Here is a 15,774-nt window from a genome sequence, read left to right on the forward strand (position 1 = left end):
AACGTTGGAACTATTTATGTGTTTTAGTGAACTTATCCGATAGGCAGATTGTCGGTTATCATGTTGGTCAACATAAAACAGCAGAGCTTGTTATGTCGGCATTAAGCCAAATTAAACTGCCATTATCAAAATTGGATTTATTTCATTCAGACCGCGGTAAAGAGTTTGATAATCGGTTATTAGCGGATTGTTTTAAGACATTTAATATCACCCATTCATTAAGCAAGAAAGGATGTCCATATGACAATGCGGTAGCGGAAGCGACATTTAAAACAATTAAAACGGAATTTGTAAAAGGCCAACGTTTCAACTCAACGGCTGAGTTACAACGCGCTTTTTCGGCTTATGCTTATTGGTATAATCATAAACGATTACATTCTTCGTTAGGCTACTTGCCTCCCGTTGAATTTAAAAAACACTTACCCCTTAATTTTTTTGTTTGAAAATGTGTTGCCATTCCAACTAACAAACCTTGTTGATGATAGTGCGCATTGCAGCTTTTAAGTAACAAGGTATAATCCACTTATTATTTTAAATAGCAAATACCATTTTATGTTAGCGTATATACAACTAATGCGGTTAGACAAACCGATCGGTACCCTACTACTACTTTGGCCAACGCTCTGGGCAATATGGCTAACAGGCCAACCGTACACCTATATCACAATTATTTTTATTTTAGGGGTAATCACCATGCGGGCAGTAGGATGCGTTGTCAACGACTATGCCGATCGTCATTTTGATGCACATGTTGAACGGACTAAAAATCGTCCACTGGCTCGTGGTGCATTGACTGAAAAAAACGCATTATGGATGTTATTTGTATTATTACTTATTGCACTTTGCCTATTGCTAAATTTAAATAAACTTTCATGGTTGATAGGCTGTTTTGCATTATTAACAGCACTGATTTATCCGTTTATGAAACGTTATACCCATTTACCTCAGGTCATCTTAGGTATCGCATTTGGTTGGAGCATTCCGATGGTGTATGCAGCAACTACTGAGCAGTTCCCATTAACCTGTTGGTTGCTTTTCTTTGTTAATATTTGTTGGACAATTGCCTATGACACCGAATATGCGATAGTTGATCGCAACGATGATATAAAAATTGGTATAAAATCTACCGCTATTTTATTTGGACAATATGATAAGTTAATTATAGGGATATTGCAGGCAGTTGTGGTAATTGGGTTAGTCATGATTGGTGTCATCAACCAATTATCGTTGTTTTTTTATATTGCTTTATTGCTTGTTACAATGCTATTTATTTACCAACAATGGCTAATCAAAAATCGAGAACGAAAACGTTGTTTTCGAGCTTTTTTAAATAATAATCATGTTGGTTTTATTGTTTTTTTAGGTCTATTTTTTGTTTAAAAATTAAGGTGTTTTCTAAAGGATATTTTAACGCAGTAAGGGTTGGGATGTTTTATCCCTTTGATGTAGTAACAAGCAATAGTGATAATGTTCGATTTAGATGTTCTTATATGGAAATCCACTAAAATTACTTGTATCATCTAATACTCATCGCTTCGAGACCATCTTCTCTATACTTAGATATTCAAAGCTCATAGCTTCAAATTTTTTGCAGAAAAATTTCCACACAAAAAAGAAGCCAAACTGAACCTTGAGTGGAAACCATAAAATTATAAAAATCACCTTCAGTTAAAAACACCTATAAAATCAACGAACTAGTAGATTGATTTCATAAGAATAGAACATAACAATTTTTTCAATCTCAAAAGAACAATATTGCTATTAATCCAACATTAAAATGTGTCAACAATTCAAACCAAACCATTTAACTAAAAGCCTTTCTTTATGCAATTAGCCTTGTTCCGCAAGAGTTATTTGTACAATTCTTAATGCATCAAACGTTTCTTTTACATCATGCACTCGAATAATCTGCGCCCCTTTCATTGCCGCTATCACCGCACAAGATACACTGCCTAACATTCGTTCTTGTGGTGGGACATTTAGCACTTGTCCTATCATGGATTTTCGTGACATGCCGACTAATAAAGGCAGGTTGAAATGGTGGAACCGTTCAAGCGTTGCTAATAGTCGGTAATTGTGCGCTAGTGTTTTACCAAATCCAAAACCGGGGTCAAGGATGATTTTTTTGCGGTCAATGCCTGCGTTTATGCAGCGTTCGATCTGTTTTGCAAAAAAGTCATCGACTTCTTGATAGATATCTTGCTCGTAATGTGGTGCATTTTGCATGGTTTGTGGGTCGCCTTGCATGTGCATGACGCAAACAGGTAAGCCTGTTTGTGCTGCAGCTTCAAGTGCTCCGGATTCTGTTAAGGCTCGAACATCATTAATTAGGTGCGCCCCTGCTTTAGCTGATTCAGTCATCACTTGTGGCTTTGAGGTGTCAACCGAAATCCAAACATCAAAATAACGAGCAACTTTTTCAACTAAAGGCACTACTCTATCTAGCTCTTCTTCAACTGATACGATGGCTGCACCTGGGCGAGTTGATTCTCCCCCTATATCAATAAATGTTGCGCCTGCTTGAATCATGCTGTCAACACGGCGCATGGCGTCATCAAGGTTGTTATAATTTCCGCCATCAGAAAACGAATCAGGCGTCATGTTTACGATACCCATTACCTGAGGAAAAGAGAGATCCATAATTTGATTGTTGAAACGAATTTCCATGATTATGCCTTATTTAAGTCATCTGCTATTCAATTTTGCTATCGTTAAACTTTATTATAAGCTAAACAATAGCAAAATCATTCAAGCTTGTTATTTGTGTTGAGAATCACTTTTATTTTAGATTATTTGAATTATCAGATAAAAAACGCGCCGTAGCGCGTTATAAAAATTAAAACAGATTAATTATCAGATTCAGATGGTGTATCACGACCTTTATTCGGAACTTCTTGTGCTGCTTTTTCATCACTGGCAGTCCAACCATCAGGTGGCGTGACAGGCTGGCGATTCATCAGTTCGTCAATCTGTTTTTTATCAATTGTTTCATATTTAAGTAAAGCGTCTTTCATTGCATGAAGAATATCAATATTTTCGGTTAGTGTTGTTTTTGCTCGTTGATAGTTTCGTTGAAGGATTGCATTAACCTCTTCATCAATAATTTTAGCTGTACCATCAGATATTTTCTTCATAACGCCATAAGAAGACTCTTCATATTCAAATAATGCAGGTGGTAAACGATCTGAGAAACCCCATCGAGTAACCATTGCTCTGGCTACATTTGAAGCGAATTGTATATCACTAGAAGCACCAGAGGTAATTTTATCTTCACCATAAATTAAGCCCTCGGCAATTCTTCCTGCATAAGCTGTCGAAATTTCTGATTCTAACTGAGTACGGGTTTTACTAATTTGATCGCCTTCTGGTAAGAAGAAGGCAACACCTAACGCCCCTCCACGAGGAATAATAGTTACTTTATGGAGCGGATTGTGTTCTGGCATTAAATACCCCACAATTGCGTGTCCCGCTTCATGATAAGCCGTATTGGTTAATTGCTCTTTTGTCATTGATAATGAACGGCGTTGAGTACCCATATCGATTTTATCTTTGGCTTCTTCAAACTCATCCATCGTGACTAAACGTTTATTACGGCGCGCGGCAAATAGCGCTGCTTCGTTAACTAAATTAGCTAATTGAGCACCAGAATAATTTGGTGTTCCGCGCGCTAATACAGCTAGATTAACATCAGAACCTAACGGCACTTTACGTACATGTACAGCCAAAATTTGCTCACGGCTTTTTAAGTCAGGCAAGCCAATCTGCACTTGTCGATCAAAGCGTCCTGGTCGTAATAATGCTGGATCTAAGATATCAACGCGGTTTGTTGCTGCGATGATGATGATGCCACTGTTAGTTTCAAAGCCATCCATTTCAACAAGCATTTGGTTTAATGTTTGTTCACGTTCGTCGTGCCCACCCATTGAGCCTGCACCACGTTTGCGACCAACGGCATCAATTTCGTCAATAAAAATAATGCATGGTGAATGTTTTCGAGCTTGTTCAAATAAATCACGCACACGCGATGCGCCGACACCAACAAACATTTCAACAAAGTCAGATCCTGACATGCTGAAAAACGGAACATTAGCTTCGCCAGCAATGGCTTTGGCTAGTAAGGTTTTACCTGTTCCTGGAGGGCCTACCATCAAGATCCCTTTTGGAATTCGTCCACCAAGTTTTTGGTATTTACCAGGATCTCGTAAAAAATCGACCACTTCAGTTACTTCTTGTTTGGCTTCTTCACTGCCTGCAACATCGGTAAATTTAGTTTTAACTTGATCAGGGGTTAGCATTTTTGCTTTGCTTTTACCAACTGACATTGGTCCACCTTTGCCACCACCTTGCATTTGGCGCATTATAAATAGCCAAAAACCAATAAGTAAAATAATAGGAAACCAGGAGATAAGAATACTAACAATTAAGCTTGGTCTTTCGTCAGGACTACCATAAACAGGTACTTTATTACTCAATAGGTCATCCATAAGTTTGTCATCAATATAAGGGATATAGGTAACGTAATTGCCATTATCTTTTGTTGTGGCAACAATTTCGCGTCCCTTAATATGCACTTCTTGGAGTTTGCCATTCGTGATATCGGAATTAAATTGGGTATAATTGACTTGAGGATTGCTATTAGCGATTGAGCTAAATTGATTAAATCCAGCAATCAATACTACAGCGATAATTCCCCAGATCAGTAAATTCTTCACCATGTCGTTCAAAAGAAAAACCTCTCATAAAAATTAACAGTTACGACTAAATTTAACGAAGTATGGTACTACAAAATTATACAACTGGCTACTTCATACCCATTGCAACAATATAAACTTCTCGCGACCTTGCTCGCGAGGCTTCTGGTTTGCGAATTTTGACTGTTTTGAACATGTCTCTTACCTGTTTTAGGTAAGTTTCAAATCCTTCACCTTGAAACACTTTTACAATAAAATTGCCGTTTGGGGCAAGTACGTCTCGACACATGTCTAATGCGAGTTCAACTAAATACATGGCTTTTGGTATGTCAACGGCTGGCTGTCCGCTCATGTTCGGTGCCATGTCTGACATAACAACTTGGACTTTTTCTTCACCCACTCGTTCAAGTAAAGCCTTTAAAACGGCTTCATCACGAAAATCGCCTTGAAGAAAATCAACCCCAACAATTGGATCCATTGGTAGTAAGTCACAGGCAATAATGCGGCCTTTATTACCAATAAGCGATGCAACATATTGTGACCACCCACCAGGCGCTGCACCTAAATCAACAACGGTTATTCCTGGTTTGAATAGTTTGTCACTTTTTTGAATTTCTTCTAATTTGAACCATGCTCTGGATCGTAGTCCTTTTTTTTGTGCTTGTTGCACAAAGCGATCTTTAAAATGCTCATTGAGCCAACGTGTCGAGCTTGCTGAGCGTTTTTTGTTACTCACAGCGAATAAATCCTTAATGTAAAGAGGTCACTTCATTGATTACAAATATATATAAGGGTAGAATAGCAAAATTGCAACTTAATGTGATAAAAATTTAATGAATTTATCGAATAAACAAAAACAGTATTTAAAAAGTGAAGCGCATCATTTAAAGCCTATTGTGATGATTGGGGCTAATGGATTTACCGAAGGCGTACTTGCCGAAATTGACCATGCGTTAAATTTTCATGAGTTAATCAAAATTAAGGTTTCTGCTGAAGACCGCGAAACTAAAAAACTTATTTGCGATGCGATTATTCGTGAAACAAAAGCATTGCCCGTACAATTGGTTGGTTCTAATTTTACGATTTTTAGACCAAGTGAAGATAAGAAAATTACTTTACCTAAATCTTAAATAAAAATAACAGGGCTATTTGCCCTGTTGCTTTATCTATTTGTTGTTAAAGTTGTTTTTACTAGATATATTCAACTTTAATAATATCAAACTCGACATCACCACCTGGCGTTTTAATTTGCACTGTGTCGCCATCTTCTTTACCGATTAGCCCACGGGCAATAGGTGAGTTAACCGAAATAAGGTTTTGTCTATAATCTGCTTCGTCATCACCAACAATGCGATAGGTTATTTCTTCGTCGGTTTCGATATTAACGACAGTCACAGTAGCGCCAAAAATAATACGCCCAGTATTTTTTACTTTAGTTATGTCTATAATTTGTGCTTGTGATAATTTACCTTCAATTTCTTGAATTCGACCCTCACAAAAACCTTGTTGTTCTCTGGCTGCGTGGTATTCAGCGTTTTCTTTTAAATCGCCGTGTGCTCTTGCTTCTGCAATGGCTGCTGTAATTTGTGGCCTTTTGACATTTTTTAGCTCTTCTAGTTCAGCACGTAATAGTTCAGCTCCCTTTACTGTCATTGGGATTTGTTTCATCTAGGTATCTCCCGTTTTTACTTATTTAGTAAATAAAAATAACTATCCCTTAGCTTAATTAAAATAAAAAGGGAAAGTGAATTGTCCTGTTGGTTATTTAACAATATTATTATAGTCAATCTTTATATATTAACTGTAAAGCTTGCTGAATAACAAATCATTTATGCTGAAAATGGGATGATATTTTGATTAAGATCGGTTATCGTAATGTAATTATTAGCTGTTTATTATAATAATTACATTTATTTATGCGACGATTACGATTTTATATAATCATTTTATTATCCATTATTTGGTTTTTTGTTTTATTGTCCTATTTTGTCATACAAACCTCGTTTGGAGCCAAGATAGTTAGTCAGCAATTATCCAAATTTAGCTGTTATACAATTTCAATCGGTAGTGTCCATCACTCTTTTTCAAATTTCTATGAATTGGTTTTTGATAACGTTGTTGTAAAAAATGATAGGCAAGAGATTGTTAATGTACCAACACTTGTTGTAGGGTTAGATAAAACTGATTTATGGCAATTAACCCATTTTAATTATGTTATTGTCATTAATGGTACCATTAATCATGCTGATAATGATGGCCAATTTAGCCATTATAATTTTTCGACTAACACGCTGAAATTAATTGACTCAACCGTTAATATTTCAGTTAATAATGGGCAAGATCAACTTTCATTTACACAGTTAAATGGTGGCATTAAGCCATTTTCGCTATCAGTGGTTTCGTTATCAGGGGAAGATAAATACCAATTTGATTTTTCTTCGCAAGCAGTATTGGTCAATCAAGTTCCTATCAAATCAATGCTTATTCAAGGATTCCATCTTAATGGTGTTACTACAGTGACTAATTTAGGTGGTAATATTGATAATGGCTTTTTTGTTAGTAAATTAAAAATACGTGATAATAATCATTTAAATATTGATCAGATACAACTACATAATATTAATTTCCAATCAACCGATAAGGATTTTTGGAATAGGTATTCTCATATTGTGCCAAATATGGCGATCAAGCAGTTATCGATATTTGAAAGTAGCATACAATTGCCTAATTTTTTAATTGAAAAAGGTAATATTGAGGCAACTAACCTGAGTTATGATGATAAATGGCATTTTGATCAAAGTACGTTTGTTTTTAATGCTGATCATGTTGTGTGGCATGATGAGGAGTTTGCGTCGGTATTAGCTCAATTATCATCTAATGATCAAGAGGTAACGATCAAAAAAGTGCTAGCCAAATGGAATAAAGGTAGTATGAATTTTGCAGGAAAATGGAAAGATAGCACCTTACATTTAGATCAATTAACATTATCAGATATTAATTATCAGCTTCCTGAAAAGCTAGAATTTTCGACGTTACCGAGTATTTTCAGGAGCATCAAAGTAGATAAGCTTACTGCTTTACAAAGTTTGATAATTAGAAAATATAGCGATTTTCCTTTTACTTTATATAACTTTCAGGTTTCTGGTACGGATGTTGTTTTAGCGAAAGATCACAAATTAGGCTTTTTTGCAGGAACAACTTTTTTTAAATCAGAAAAAGGCTCATTTAATCGAATTGATGCTAGTTATCTTGATTTGATTTTAAAATTTGATGCTGAAAATCATGCATCGTTAATCTTTAGTACTTTAGTTAGTGGTGGTATGATTGAGTCAAATGCACACGTTGATTTATCGCAAAATGAACCATTATCTTTGCAATTTAATGCTTATGGTGTAACCAGTTCATTGCTAGAAAACTGGAAATTGGTGAAACAGCCACCAAAAGCCATGAATTATTCGGTGAATTTGCAAGGAAAATTATTGCCGTTTAGTTTTTCAGGTGTATTTTCTAGTGATGGCAATAATTATATTATTAAGCATGAACATTGATTTTTACAAAAACATTCTTATATAACTGGTTAAGATGTTTAAGGTATTATGTGTCTTTGAGTGTGAAAGACTTTATAATAAGTGGTATGTGAGGATGTAATGGTTCTTGTTCGATTAGATAAATGGCTTTGGGCCGCAAGGTTTTATAAGTCACGAGCATTAGCCCGTGAAATGATTGATGGCGGTAAAGTGCATTATAATGGTCAACGTACTAAACCAAGTAAAATTGTTGAAGTTGGTGCAACTATAACGCTTCGTCAAGGTTCCGATCAAAGAACTATTCAAATTTTAGCTATTAGTGAACAACGAAGAACGGCCACTGAAGCTCAACAACTTTATCAAGAAACTTCTGACAGCATTGCTAAACGTGAAGCAATAGCACAAGCACGTAAACTTAATGCATTGACAATGCCTCATCCAGATAGAAAGCCAGATAAAAAGGAGCGGCGTGATTTGATTAAATTTAAATATGATAGGCAACAAGATGACAACAGTTAATATGGATACTTTAAATCGATTTTTATTTGATAACCACCCAATCCGTGGTGAAATTACCCGTCTTGAACAAACATACCAAGCGGTGTTAGATAATCATACTTACCCTGTTGCAGTACAAAATTTACTTGGAGAATTATTGGTTGTAACCAGTTTATTAACAGCAACACTAAAATTTGAGGGTGATATTGCGGTTCAGTTGCAAGGTGATGGAGCGTTATCGTTAGCCGTTGTTAATGGTAATGATCAGCAACAGTTGCGTGGCGTTGCTCGGGTTAATGGTGAAATTGCTGACGACGCAACACTCAAAGATATGGTGGGTAATGGTTATATTGTTATTACTATTACACCTAAAAATGGCGAGCGTTATCAAGGTATTGTCGGGTTAGAAAAAGATACATTTATTGGTTGCATCGAAAACTATTTTAAGCAATCCGAGCAGCTTCCTACTCGTTTATTTGTGAAAACAGGTGTACATAATAATAAGCCAATGGCAGCAGGCATTTTATTACAAATTTTGCCAGCTAATGATGATACTGCTGAATCATTTGAACATTTAAGCGCATTAACCGAAACAATTACGGCTGATGAGTTATTACAGCTCTCTACTGACGAGATTTTGTATCGTTTATATAATCAAGAACAAGTGCGTCTTTTTGAAACACATGATATTAATTTTAAGTGTGGTTGTTCACGCCAACGTTGTGAAGATAGTTTAATGACGTTACCCGCTAACGAAATTGATGAGATCTTAAGTGAAGATGGCGGTAATATTGATATTCATTGTGATTATTGTGGAAAGCATTATTTGTTTGATTCTATCGATATTGCTGAAATAAGAAATAGGCACAAGGTCAATTACCATTAACCTTTAATTTTTCAATAAAAAGATACTAAACATTATATTTATAATTGTAGAAATTCCTCATGTTGTTTACAGTAATTTGAAAAATTACTGTTATAGTATCCATAAAAAAAATTAACGCTCTATCACAGTCAAGCGATAGGGCGCTGATATTATAAAGAAAAATAACCATTACTAATTTGGCTAAACGCTTTATGGTCTGTAGCCAAACCTCTTATCACGTGCTAAATAAAGCTCAATTAAAGTTTTTATCCCTTTTTTACCCCTTAAAGTAGTAAAAATGAATGTTATAAAATCATCAATTATTTTTTTAACTATATGATATAAAATATAAAAATCAATTAAAGATAAATTGAAAAAGCAAGCTAAAGGCGATAACAAAACCTATCTGAGCGAAATACGACAGGTTAATAGCAAAGGTTTACCGTTACTTAAAAATCAAACTAGAGAATATTTGCTTTATAATATCTATTTGATTTTTAAGATCTTTATACATAAACGTAGTGCGCTCCTGAAACTTTTTGACAAAATGATCCTGTCTTTATTTAAATAAATTATTAGGTTAGATAAACTGAGTAATAACTAGCATATCAAACAAAAATTGACAAAAATTACCAGCCCGCAAATCAATAGAAAAACCAAAAGTGTAATACGAACTTTGAGTTGAGGCGTGAGATGATCAGCAAATATTTAGCGACTTAAAAGAGTGAAAACAAAAGTTTAAACGCTTATAAAGCGATTTCAGGGAAAACGCCTTATGAGTTTTTAGCGAATTATTTTAATCATCAAGTGTAAACAACTTGGCGTTTTCCTACACTCTAATTAAAAATTCTAGTTACCGTTTATATCTTTTCCATAAATATGCTCAATAATGGCGTGATTATTGGCGATCTTCCATTTTATATTAAAATGATAAAGTGTGATTCCATAGGTTTGTTCACTATTATTATTATTTTGTTTGTACGCTGGCCTTGGATCTTGAGATATCACTTGTGTAATTAGTTCGGTAAGTTGAGGATAGTTCTGTTTTTGTAAATCTAATACTAATTGTGCTTTTTGTGAAAACTCAACGGTTAATTTTTCATTGGGAATAGATTGTGCATATCCTGCAAAGGCATCAGGATGGCTGTCACAATAAGGTAGATAAGGTTTGATATCAATAATAGGTGTGCCATCAACTAAATCAAGGCTTCCCAATTTTAAAATAATCTGTTTATTTTCAACGACGATATCTTTTAACTCAACGGCTGACAGCCCAATGTGATTTGGTCTAAATGGCGAGCGGCTAGCAAATACCCCTATTGTTTTATTACCACCTAAACGCGGTGGCCGAACGGTTAGTCTCCATTTCTCTGGATCGATATGGTGAAATAAAAATAATAACCACAAGTGTGAAAACTGTTCTAATCCTTTAACACTAGTAGGATCGTTATAAGGAGCTAGCAAATGAAGTTCCCCTTTTCCTGCTCTAACTAAATTTGGCTGTCTTGGAACAGCAAATTTTTCACTATAGGGGGAGCGGATAATGCCGATGGGGTCAATTTGATATGTCATAATCCATATTTGATTGAATTTATTCTACAACTTGTTATTTCTATGTGAGAAAAGAGCTAATATCGTCGACCTAAGCCAACGATATTAAGGTAAATAAATCGTTGTTATTTATTATTACCAACCGCGAATCGCACCGCCATTAAAGATTTGGTTTGCTTTTTCAGCTACAGCCTCAGTTTGGTAAGATTTAACAAAGTTTTTGACGTTTTCATCATCTTTGTTATTTTCGCGCGCAACGATGATGTTGACATATGGTGAGTTTTTGTCTTCAACAAAAATTCCATCTTTACTTGGTGTTAAATTTACTTGTCCTGCAAATGCATTATTGATGATTGCTAGATCAACTTGAGCATCATCTAGCGAACGTGGCAATATTGGTGCTTCAAGTTCAATAATCTTATAGTTGTAAGGATTGCTAGTAATATCAAGAACTGTTGGTAATAGACCTTTTGCTTTATCAACCGTAATCATTCCTTCGTGCTGTAATAATAGTAATGCTCGACCTAAATTTGTCGGATCATTAGGAATAGCAATCGTTGAATTGGCCGCAATAAAAAATGTTTCACCACGCGGTGAAGTTACTTTTACACCTTCACCTGTTCCTTCTGATTGACTAATAGGTTTGAGTTTTTTGGAATAACTAGCAATAGGATAAACAAATGAGTTACCTACGATATCTAATTTATAACCGCGTTCTTTGATTTGTTCATCTAAATAAGGCTTGTGTTGAAAAGCATTTACATCAATTAAACCATCATTCAATGCTTGGTTTGGTGTAACATAATCATTAAAAATAACGAGTTCAATATCTAAATTATAAAGATCTTTTGCTTGTTGTTTAGCAACTTCAGCTACTTCTTGTTCTGGTCCTGAAATAACACCAACTTTAAGTGTGCTAGATTGGGTTTTATTTGCTGCTACTGATTGTTTATTATTGTCACAACCCGTTAAAAAAAATGCACTTACCAATGTGGTAATAAGCGCTAGCTTTTTAATAGACATATATTTCTCCAAAATTAATGATGAGTAGTGCGTTTAACAATACTATTGCCAATAAATTGAATAATAAAGACAATAATAATTAGTATAATTAAAACTGTATTCATTATAGCAGGCTTATAGCCATTATAGCCATATTGAATGGCGAGCTGGCCAAGACCTCCTGCACCGACAGCGCCGGCCATGGCAATATACCCTGTTAAGGTGATTAAAGTAATTGTCATACTATTTACAATCACAGGTAATGACTCTGGTAACAAAACTTTGTAAATAATTTGTAGCGGTGTTGCACCCATGGAGCGAGCCGCTTCAATTAATCCCTTTGGTACTTCTAATAAAGCATTTTCAATCATGCGAGCAATTAATGGCGATACTCCAATACTTAATGGTACGATAGCTGCTTGTTTGCCAATAAAAGTTCCTATAAAGAAAGTAGTAAAAGGAATAATCCAGACAATTAATATAATAAACGGTATTGAGCGAAATATATTAGTAATAAATGAAAGTACACTATTTGCTACGTAACAATCTAGAATTTGTCCTTTTCTTGTTGTATAAAGTAATATGCCTATTGGTAAGCCAATAATAGAGCCCCAAAATCCAGACATAATGACCATATAAATGGTTTCATCTGTTGCTTGAGCCATTTTAAATAACATAGCTTCATTAAAACCATTAAAAGATGAACAAAAAACAACAAAATCGTTCCAAAAATTATATTGAGCTAAGTATCGAAATAATGCTTCGAAAGGCTTAAAAGAGGGAATAAAATCAAACATAACCTAGCACCTCTACTTTGGTGTTATTTTTTTCTAAAAATTGGATTGCAGATGTAATCCTTTTAGGATTACCTTCCATTTGGGCTAGCATTAAACCAAATTTAACACCACCAGCATAATCCATTTGCGCGCTAATGATGTTGCTTTCGATACTAAATTCTTTAGCGATTTGTGATAACAAAGGTAAATCAACCGAGACTCCCGTAAATTCTAAGCGAACTAAAGGATTAAGACCTTCTTTAGGCTCTTGAGATAACCTTACTAAATAATCGTCAGGGATATTTAGGTGTAAAGTTGATTGTATAAACTGTCTTGCAATATCGGTTTTAGCGTGGGAAAATATTTCGCCGACCGATGATTGCTCAACTAATTCGCCATTACTGATAACCGCCACTTGATCGCAAATCTGTTTTACTACATCCATTTCGTGAGTGATTAATAAAATAGTAAGCCCTAATTTTTGATTAATATCTTTCAATAATTTCAAAATAGAACGGGTTGTTTCGGGATCGAGTGCGCTGGTTGCTTCGTCGCATAAGAGTACTTTGGGATCACTAGCTAAAGCTCTTGCAATAGCAACGCGCTGCTTTTGTCCTCCTGATAAATTAGCAGGGTAAACATTTGCCTTTTCAGTCAATCCAACTAATTCAATAAGCTCGTTGACCTTTTGCTTAATTTTGGCTTTAGGGGTTTTATTGAGTTCTAGTGGAAAAGCGATATTATCAAAAACAGTGCGCGAGGAAAGTAGATTAAAATGTTGAAAAATCATACTAATCTTTCGACGTACTTCAATTAGTTTTCTGTTTGATAGGTGAGTGATTTCTTGATTATCAAAAAATATTTTACCACTAGTCGGTTTTTCAAGTAAGTTAACACAACGGATAAGAGTGCTCTTTCCTGCTCCTGATTTGCCAATAACACCATAAATCTTTCCTTGTGGAACATGTATAGTGATGTCTTTCAATGCATGAATAGAGGTTTTATTATGTTCAAATATTTTCGAAATATGCTGTAATTTTATCATAATATATAAAGACAAAAGATGAATGGGTGAATATTAAGACGTCTAGACATCTAAGTCAATCAATAATATGCTATAAGAATTAGAGTAATACCTAAAGTTAAAAGGAAAAAAAAGTAAATATGAAGCCAGCTATTTTTTTAGATCGAGATGGTACTATTAATATAGATTATAATTATGTACATACAATTGATAAATTCCACTTTATTGATGGTGTTATTGAGGCGATGCAACAGCTCAAAGAAATGGGTTTTTTATTAGTTATTACAACTAATCAATCAGGAATTGCCAGAAATATATTTACTGAAGAACAATTTCATACATTGACTGAATGGATGGATTGGTCATTACAAGATCGTGGTGTTGATTTAGATGGTGTCTATTATTGTCCTCATGATCCGCTAATTGATAACTGTGAATGCCGCAAACCAAGTCCAGGTATGATTCAAACGGCAGCTAAAGAACTAAAAATTGATATTGCTAATTCTTATATGGTCGGGGATAGAGTGTCTGACTTATTGTCGGGTAAAAAAGCTGGCGTTAAAAAAACTGTGTTAGTAAAAACGGGCGATACCATAACAGAAGAAGCATTAGAACAAGCTGATTGGGTTATTGATAGTTTGGCTGATTTACCCAATAAAATAAAAGAAGAATCATAACTTTCTAAAACAATACTATCCTAATACGGCGTTTAAAATAAACGCCGTATAATTCTCATGATAGGTGGTGCTAATATTAATCCCAAAAATAGTGCATTAATAAAGTTCACTACATTTTGGCCAAAAGTATGAATGGTCTTGGTGAAAAAAAGAGAAAAACAACTTATAACGATCATCATCACTAACCCCCAATATAGAAAACTAATCGTATTTCTCTTATCAATCGTTATTGGTAATCTAAGAATAAAGATACATATTAAACTCATTCCTAACAAAGTGCTTACATGTTGTAGTAATTGGTAGATAGGAATATCTGTATTTTTTAGTGAAATTGGTTGTTGTAAAAAAGGAAGGTGTTTTACAAAAAAGCCAGTTAAGTGAGTAAAACTGTCCCAACCAATATGTGACAATATGCCTATTAGTGCAGATGTTAAGACAATAAACCAATGATGCAAGCAATATTGATTCCAATTCAAAGTTAGATAATGAGCAAATCGTTTATAAAGGAAATGAGGCAAATTTTTGATTAATTCATTACGAATAATGGAGCGAAAGATAAAAGCAACAATTAATGTTATTGGCAGATCAAAATAAAAAATACCAAGTAAAGTATGGCTCATATCACTTTTTATTTTCATTCTAAGAAAATATTCAAAGTCAGGGGACATGCTACCTATAATTAAGGCTGTCATGGAAAAAAATTTAGGCCTTTTATAAAAAGGTAAAACAATTGCTGGATGTGCGAAAGTAAAAGGCATATGAAAATCCATCTTAAAAAGTTAGACTGAAGTAAAGATGTCATAACTGAGATAATAAATAATAAAAAAGGAAATTTGTATAGGATTAGTTTATTTTCAATACGGCACGTGTAAAAAAAGTACAAACAGAAATAAAATTGCAATTAACGCTTGCACGAAATTTTTAAGCTCCTATAATGCGCATCCACTGGCATGCAGTCAGCGACAAGCAGGCAGTGAGTTGGTCAGTGAATAAGATCAAAAATTTTGAAAAAAAGATCTTGACGAATAAAAGAGGTTAGTGTAGTATACGCAACCCTTGAGACAGCGAAGTAAAACAACGAAATGTTGGTTTAGTTGAAAAGCTGTCAGCTCTTTAAAAAGAAGAAACAGACAATCTGTGTGGGCACTTGCGAGACAAAAGAT

The 15,774-nt window shown here is 34.7% G+C and carries 16 protein-coding genes; 7 read left to right on the plus strand and 9 right to left on the minus strand.

Going from position 1 to position 15,774, the window contains the following annotated elements; translation table 11 throughout:
- Both GA0061080_RS09865 and ubiA read left to right on the plus strand, forming a co-directional pair.
- A partial coding sequence (locus GA0061080_RS09865; RefSeq protein WP_141683134.1) for an integrase core domain-containing protein occupies nucleotides 1-443 on the plus strand: 443 nt, incomplete at its 5' end.
- A 109-nt stretch (nucleotides 444-552) separates the two neighbouring features.
- Nucleotides 553-1,380: a 4-hydroxybenzoate octaprenyltransferase gene (gene ubiA, locus GA0061080_RS09870; protein WP_091124907.1), complete on the plus strand. Its 828-nt coding sequence runs from the start codon at nucleotides 553-555 to the stop codon at nucleotides 1,378-1,380.
- Between the two features lie 450 nt (nucleotides 1,381-1,830).
- Here the strand turns inward: ubiA and folP are convergent, their stop codons facing one another.
- The 3 genes from folP to rlmE all read right to left on the minus strand — a co-directional run bounded on the left by folP (nucleotide 1,831) and on the right by rlmE (nucleotide 5,427).
- Complete coding sequence (folP, locus tag GA0061080_RS09875; protein WP_091124910.1) at nucleotides 1,831-2,667, minus strand: dihydropteroate synthase; 837 nt, start codon at nucleotides 2,665-2,667, stop codon at nucleotides 1,831-1,833.
- Between the two features lie 179 nt (nucleotides 2,668-2,846).
- The gene (gene ftsH / locus GA0061080_RS09880) at nucleotides 2,847-4,724 is read right to left on the minus strand and encodes an ATP-dependent zinc metalloprotease FtsH (RefSeq protein WP_091124914.1); all 1,878 of its coding nucleotides are present in this window, start codon (nucleotides 4,722-4,724) and stop codon (nucleotides 2,847-2,849) included.
- A 76-nt stretch (nucleotides 4,725-4,800) separates the two neighbouring features.
- On the minus strand, nucleotides 4,801-5,427 hold the full coding sequence (gene rlmE / locus GA0061080_RS09885) for a 23S rRNA (uridine(2552)-2'-O)-methyltransferase RlmE (RefSeq protein WP_091124917.1): 627 nt from the start codon (nucleotides 5,425-5,427) through the stop codon (nucleotides 4,801-4,803).
- 97 nt (nucleotides 5,428-5,524) lie between these two features.
- On the opposite strand from rlmE, the gene yhbY reads away from it, so the two are divergent.
- Nucleotides 5,525-5,821, plus strand: coding sequence for a ribosome assembly RNA-binding protein YhbY (yhbY, locus tag GA0061080_RS09890; RefSeq protein WP_065635296.1), 297 nt, complete (start codon nucleotides 5,525-5,527; stop codon nucleotides 5,819-5,821).
- A 61-nt stretch (nucleotides 5,822-5,882) separates the two neighbouring features.
- Here yhbY and greA read toward each other — a convergent pair whose 3' ends face one another.
- Nucleotides 5,883-6,359: a transcription elongation factor GreA gene (gene greA / locus GA0061080_RS09895; RefSeq protein WP_065635297.1), complete on the minus strand. Its 477-nt coding sequence runs from the start codon at nucleotides 6,357-6,359 to the stop codon at nucleotides 5,883-5,885.
- Between the two features lie 248 nt (nucleotides 6,360-6,607).
- On the opposite strand from greA, the gene GA0061080_RS09900 reads away from it, so the two are divergent.
- The 3 genes from GA0061080_RS09900 (at nucleotide 6,608) to hslO (ending at nucleotide 9,602) form a co-directional block, all read left to right on the plus strand.
- Nucleotides 6,608-8,239, plus strand: a complete 1,632-nt coding sequence (locus tag GA0061080_RS09900; protein WP_091124922.1) for a hypothetical protein — start codon at nucleotides 6,608-6,610, stop codon at nucleotides 8,237-8,239.
- 99 nt (nucleotides 8,240-8,338) lie between these two features.
- A complete protein-coding gene (gene hslR, locus GA0061080_RS09905; RefSeq protein WP_065635299.1) occupies nucleotides 8,339-8,737 on the plus strand; it encodes a ribosome-associated heat shock protein Hsp15 in 399 nt (132 codons plus the stop codon).
- Nucleotides 8,724-9,602 (plus strand): Hsp33 family molecular chaperone HslO, encoded by an 879-nt coding sequence (hslO, locus tag GA0061080_RS09910; protein WP_091124925.1) that lies wholly within the window; start codon nucleotides 8,724-8,726, stop codon nucleotides 9,600-9,602. The genes hslR and hslO overlap by 14 nt, the downstream gene beginning before the upstream one ends.
- Nucleotides 9,603-10,430: 828 nt before the next feature.
- Here hslO and tsaA read toward each other — a convergent pair.
- The 4 genes from tsaA to metN all read right to left on the minus strand — a co-directional run bounded on the left by tsaA (nucleotide 10,431) and on the right by metN (nucleotide 13,955).
- Nucleotides 10,431-11,156 (minus strand): tRNA (N6-threonylcarbamoyladenosine(37)-N6)-methyltransferase TrmO, encoded by a 726-nt coding sequence (gene tsaA, locus GA0061080_RS09915; protein ID WP_091124928.1) that lies wholly within the window; start codon nucleotides 11,154-11,156, stop codon nucleotides 10,431-10,433.
- A 111-nt stretch (nucleotides 11,157-11,267) separates the two neighbouring features.
- Nucleotides 11,268-12,155 carry a methionine ABC transporter substrate-binding lipoprotein MetQ gene (gene metQ, locus GA0061080_RS09920; protein WP_091124932.1) on the minus strand — a complete coding sequence of 296 codons (888 nt, stop codon included), beginning with the start codon at nucleotides 12,153-12,155 and terminating at the stop codon, nucleotides 11,268-11,270.
- 14 nt (nucleotides 12,156-12,169) lie between these two features.
- Nucleotides 12,170-12,811: a methionine ABC transporter permease gene (locus GA0061080_RS09925; RefSeq protein ID WP_065626227.1), complete on the minus strand. Its 642-nt coding sequence runs from the start codon at nucleotides 12,809-12,811 to the stop codon at nucleotides 12,170-12,172.
- A gap of 112 nt (nucleotides 12,812-12,923) precedes the next feature.
- The gene (gene metN / locus GA0061080_RS09930) at nucleotides 12,924-13,955 is read right to left on the minus strand and encodes a methionine ABC transporter ATP-binding protein MetN (RefSeq protein ID WP_091124937.1); all 1,032 of its coding nucleotides are present in this window, start codon (nucleotides 13,953-13,955) and stop codon (nucleotides 12,924-12,926) included.
- A gap of 119 nt (nucleotides 13,956-14,074) precedes the next feature.
- Between metN and gmhB the strand changes: the two genes are divergently transcribed.
- Nucleotides 14,075-14,611 carry a D-glycero-beta-D-manno-heptose 1,7-bisphosphate 7-phosphatase gene (gene gmhB, locus GA0061080_RS09935; RefSeq protein ID WP_091124941.1) on the plus strand — a complete coding sequence of 179 codons (537 nt, stop codon included), beginning with the start codon at nucleotides 14,075-14,077 and terminating at the stop codon, nucleotides 14,609-14,611.
- A gap of 32 nt (nucleotides 14,612-14,643) precedes the next feature.
- On the opposite strand, the gene GA0061080_RS09940 is transcribed toward gmhB, so the two are convergent.
- Nucleotides 14,644-15,369, minus strand: coding sequence for a DUF4184 family protein (locus GA0061080_RS09940; RefSeq protein WP_167349219.1), 726 nt, complete (start codon nucleotides 15,367-15,369; stop codon nucleotides 14,644-14,646).
- Nucleotides 15,370-15,774 lie beyond the last annotated feature (405 nt).

It is taken from the genome of Gilliamella intestini (genome assembly GCF_900094935.1).
GTDB lineage: Bacteria > Pseudomonadota > Gammaproteobacteria > Enterobacterales > Orbaceae > Gilliamella > Gilliamella intestini.

Coding starts and splice junctions, on each gene's coding strand:
- ubiA (WP_091124907.1), top strand. CDS start 553: ATGTTAGCGTATATACAACTAATGCGGTTAGACAAACCGATCGGTACC.
- folP (WP_091124910.1), bottom strand. CDS start 2,667: ATGGAAATTCGTTTCAACAATCAAATTATGGATCTCTCTTTTCCTCAG.
- metQ (WP_091124932.1), bottom strand. CDS start 12,155: ATGTCTATTAAAAAGCTAGCGCTTATTACCACATTGGTAAGTGCATTT.
- hslR (WP_065635299.1), top strand. CDS start 8,339: ATGGTTCTTGTTCGATTAGATAAATGGCTTTGGGCCGCAAGGTTTTAT.
- yhbY (WP_065635296.1), top strand. CDS start 5,525: ATGAATTTATCGAATAAACAAAAACAGTATTTAAAAAGTGAAGCGCAT.
- gmhB (WP_091124941.1), top strand. CDS start 14,075: ATGAAGCCAGCTATTTTTTTAGATCGAGATGGTACTATTAATATAGAT.
- GA0061080_RS09925 (WP_065626227.1), bottom strand. CDS start 12,811: ATGTTATTTAAAATGGCTCAAGCAACAGATGAAACCATTTATATGGTC.
- GA0061080_RS09900 (WP_091124922.1), top strand. CDS start 6,608: ATGCGACGATTACGATTTTATATAATCATTTTATTATCCATTATTTGG.
- greA (WP_065635297.1), bottom strand. CDS start 6,359: ATGAAACAAATCCCAATGACAGTAAAGGGAGCTGAACTATTACGTGCT.
- GA0061080_RS09940 (WP_167349219.1), bottom strand. CDS start 15,369: ATGCCTTTTACTTTCGCACATCCAGCAATTGTTTTACCTTTTTATAAA.
- metN (WP_091124937.1), bottom strand. CDS start 13,955: ATGATAAAATTACAGCATATTTCGAAAATATTTGAACATAATAAAACC.
- hslO (WP_091124925.1), top strand. CDS start 8,724: ATGACAACAGTTAATATGGATACTTTAAATCGATTTTTATTTGATAAC.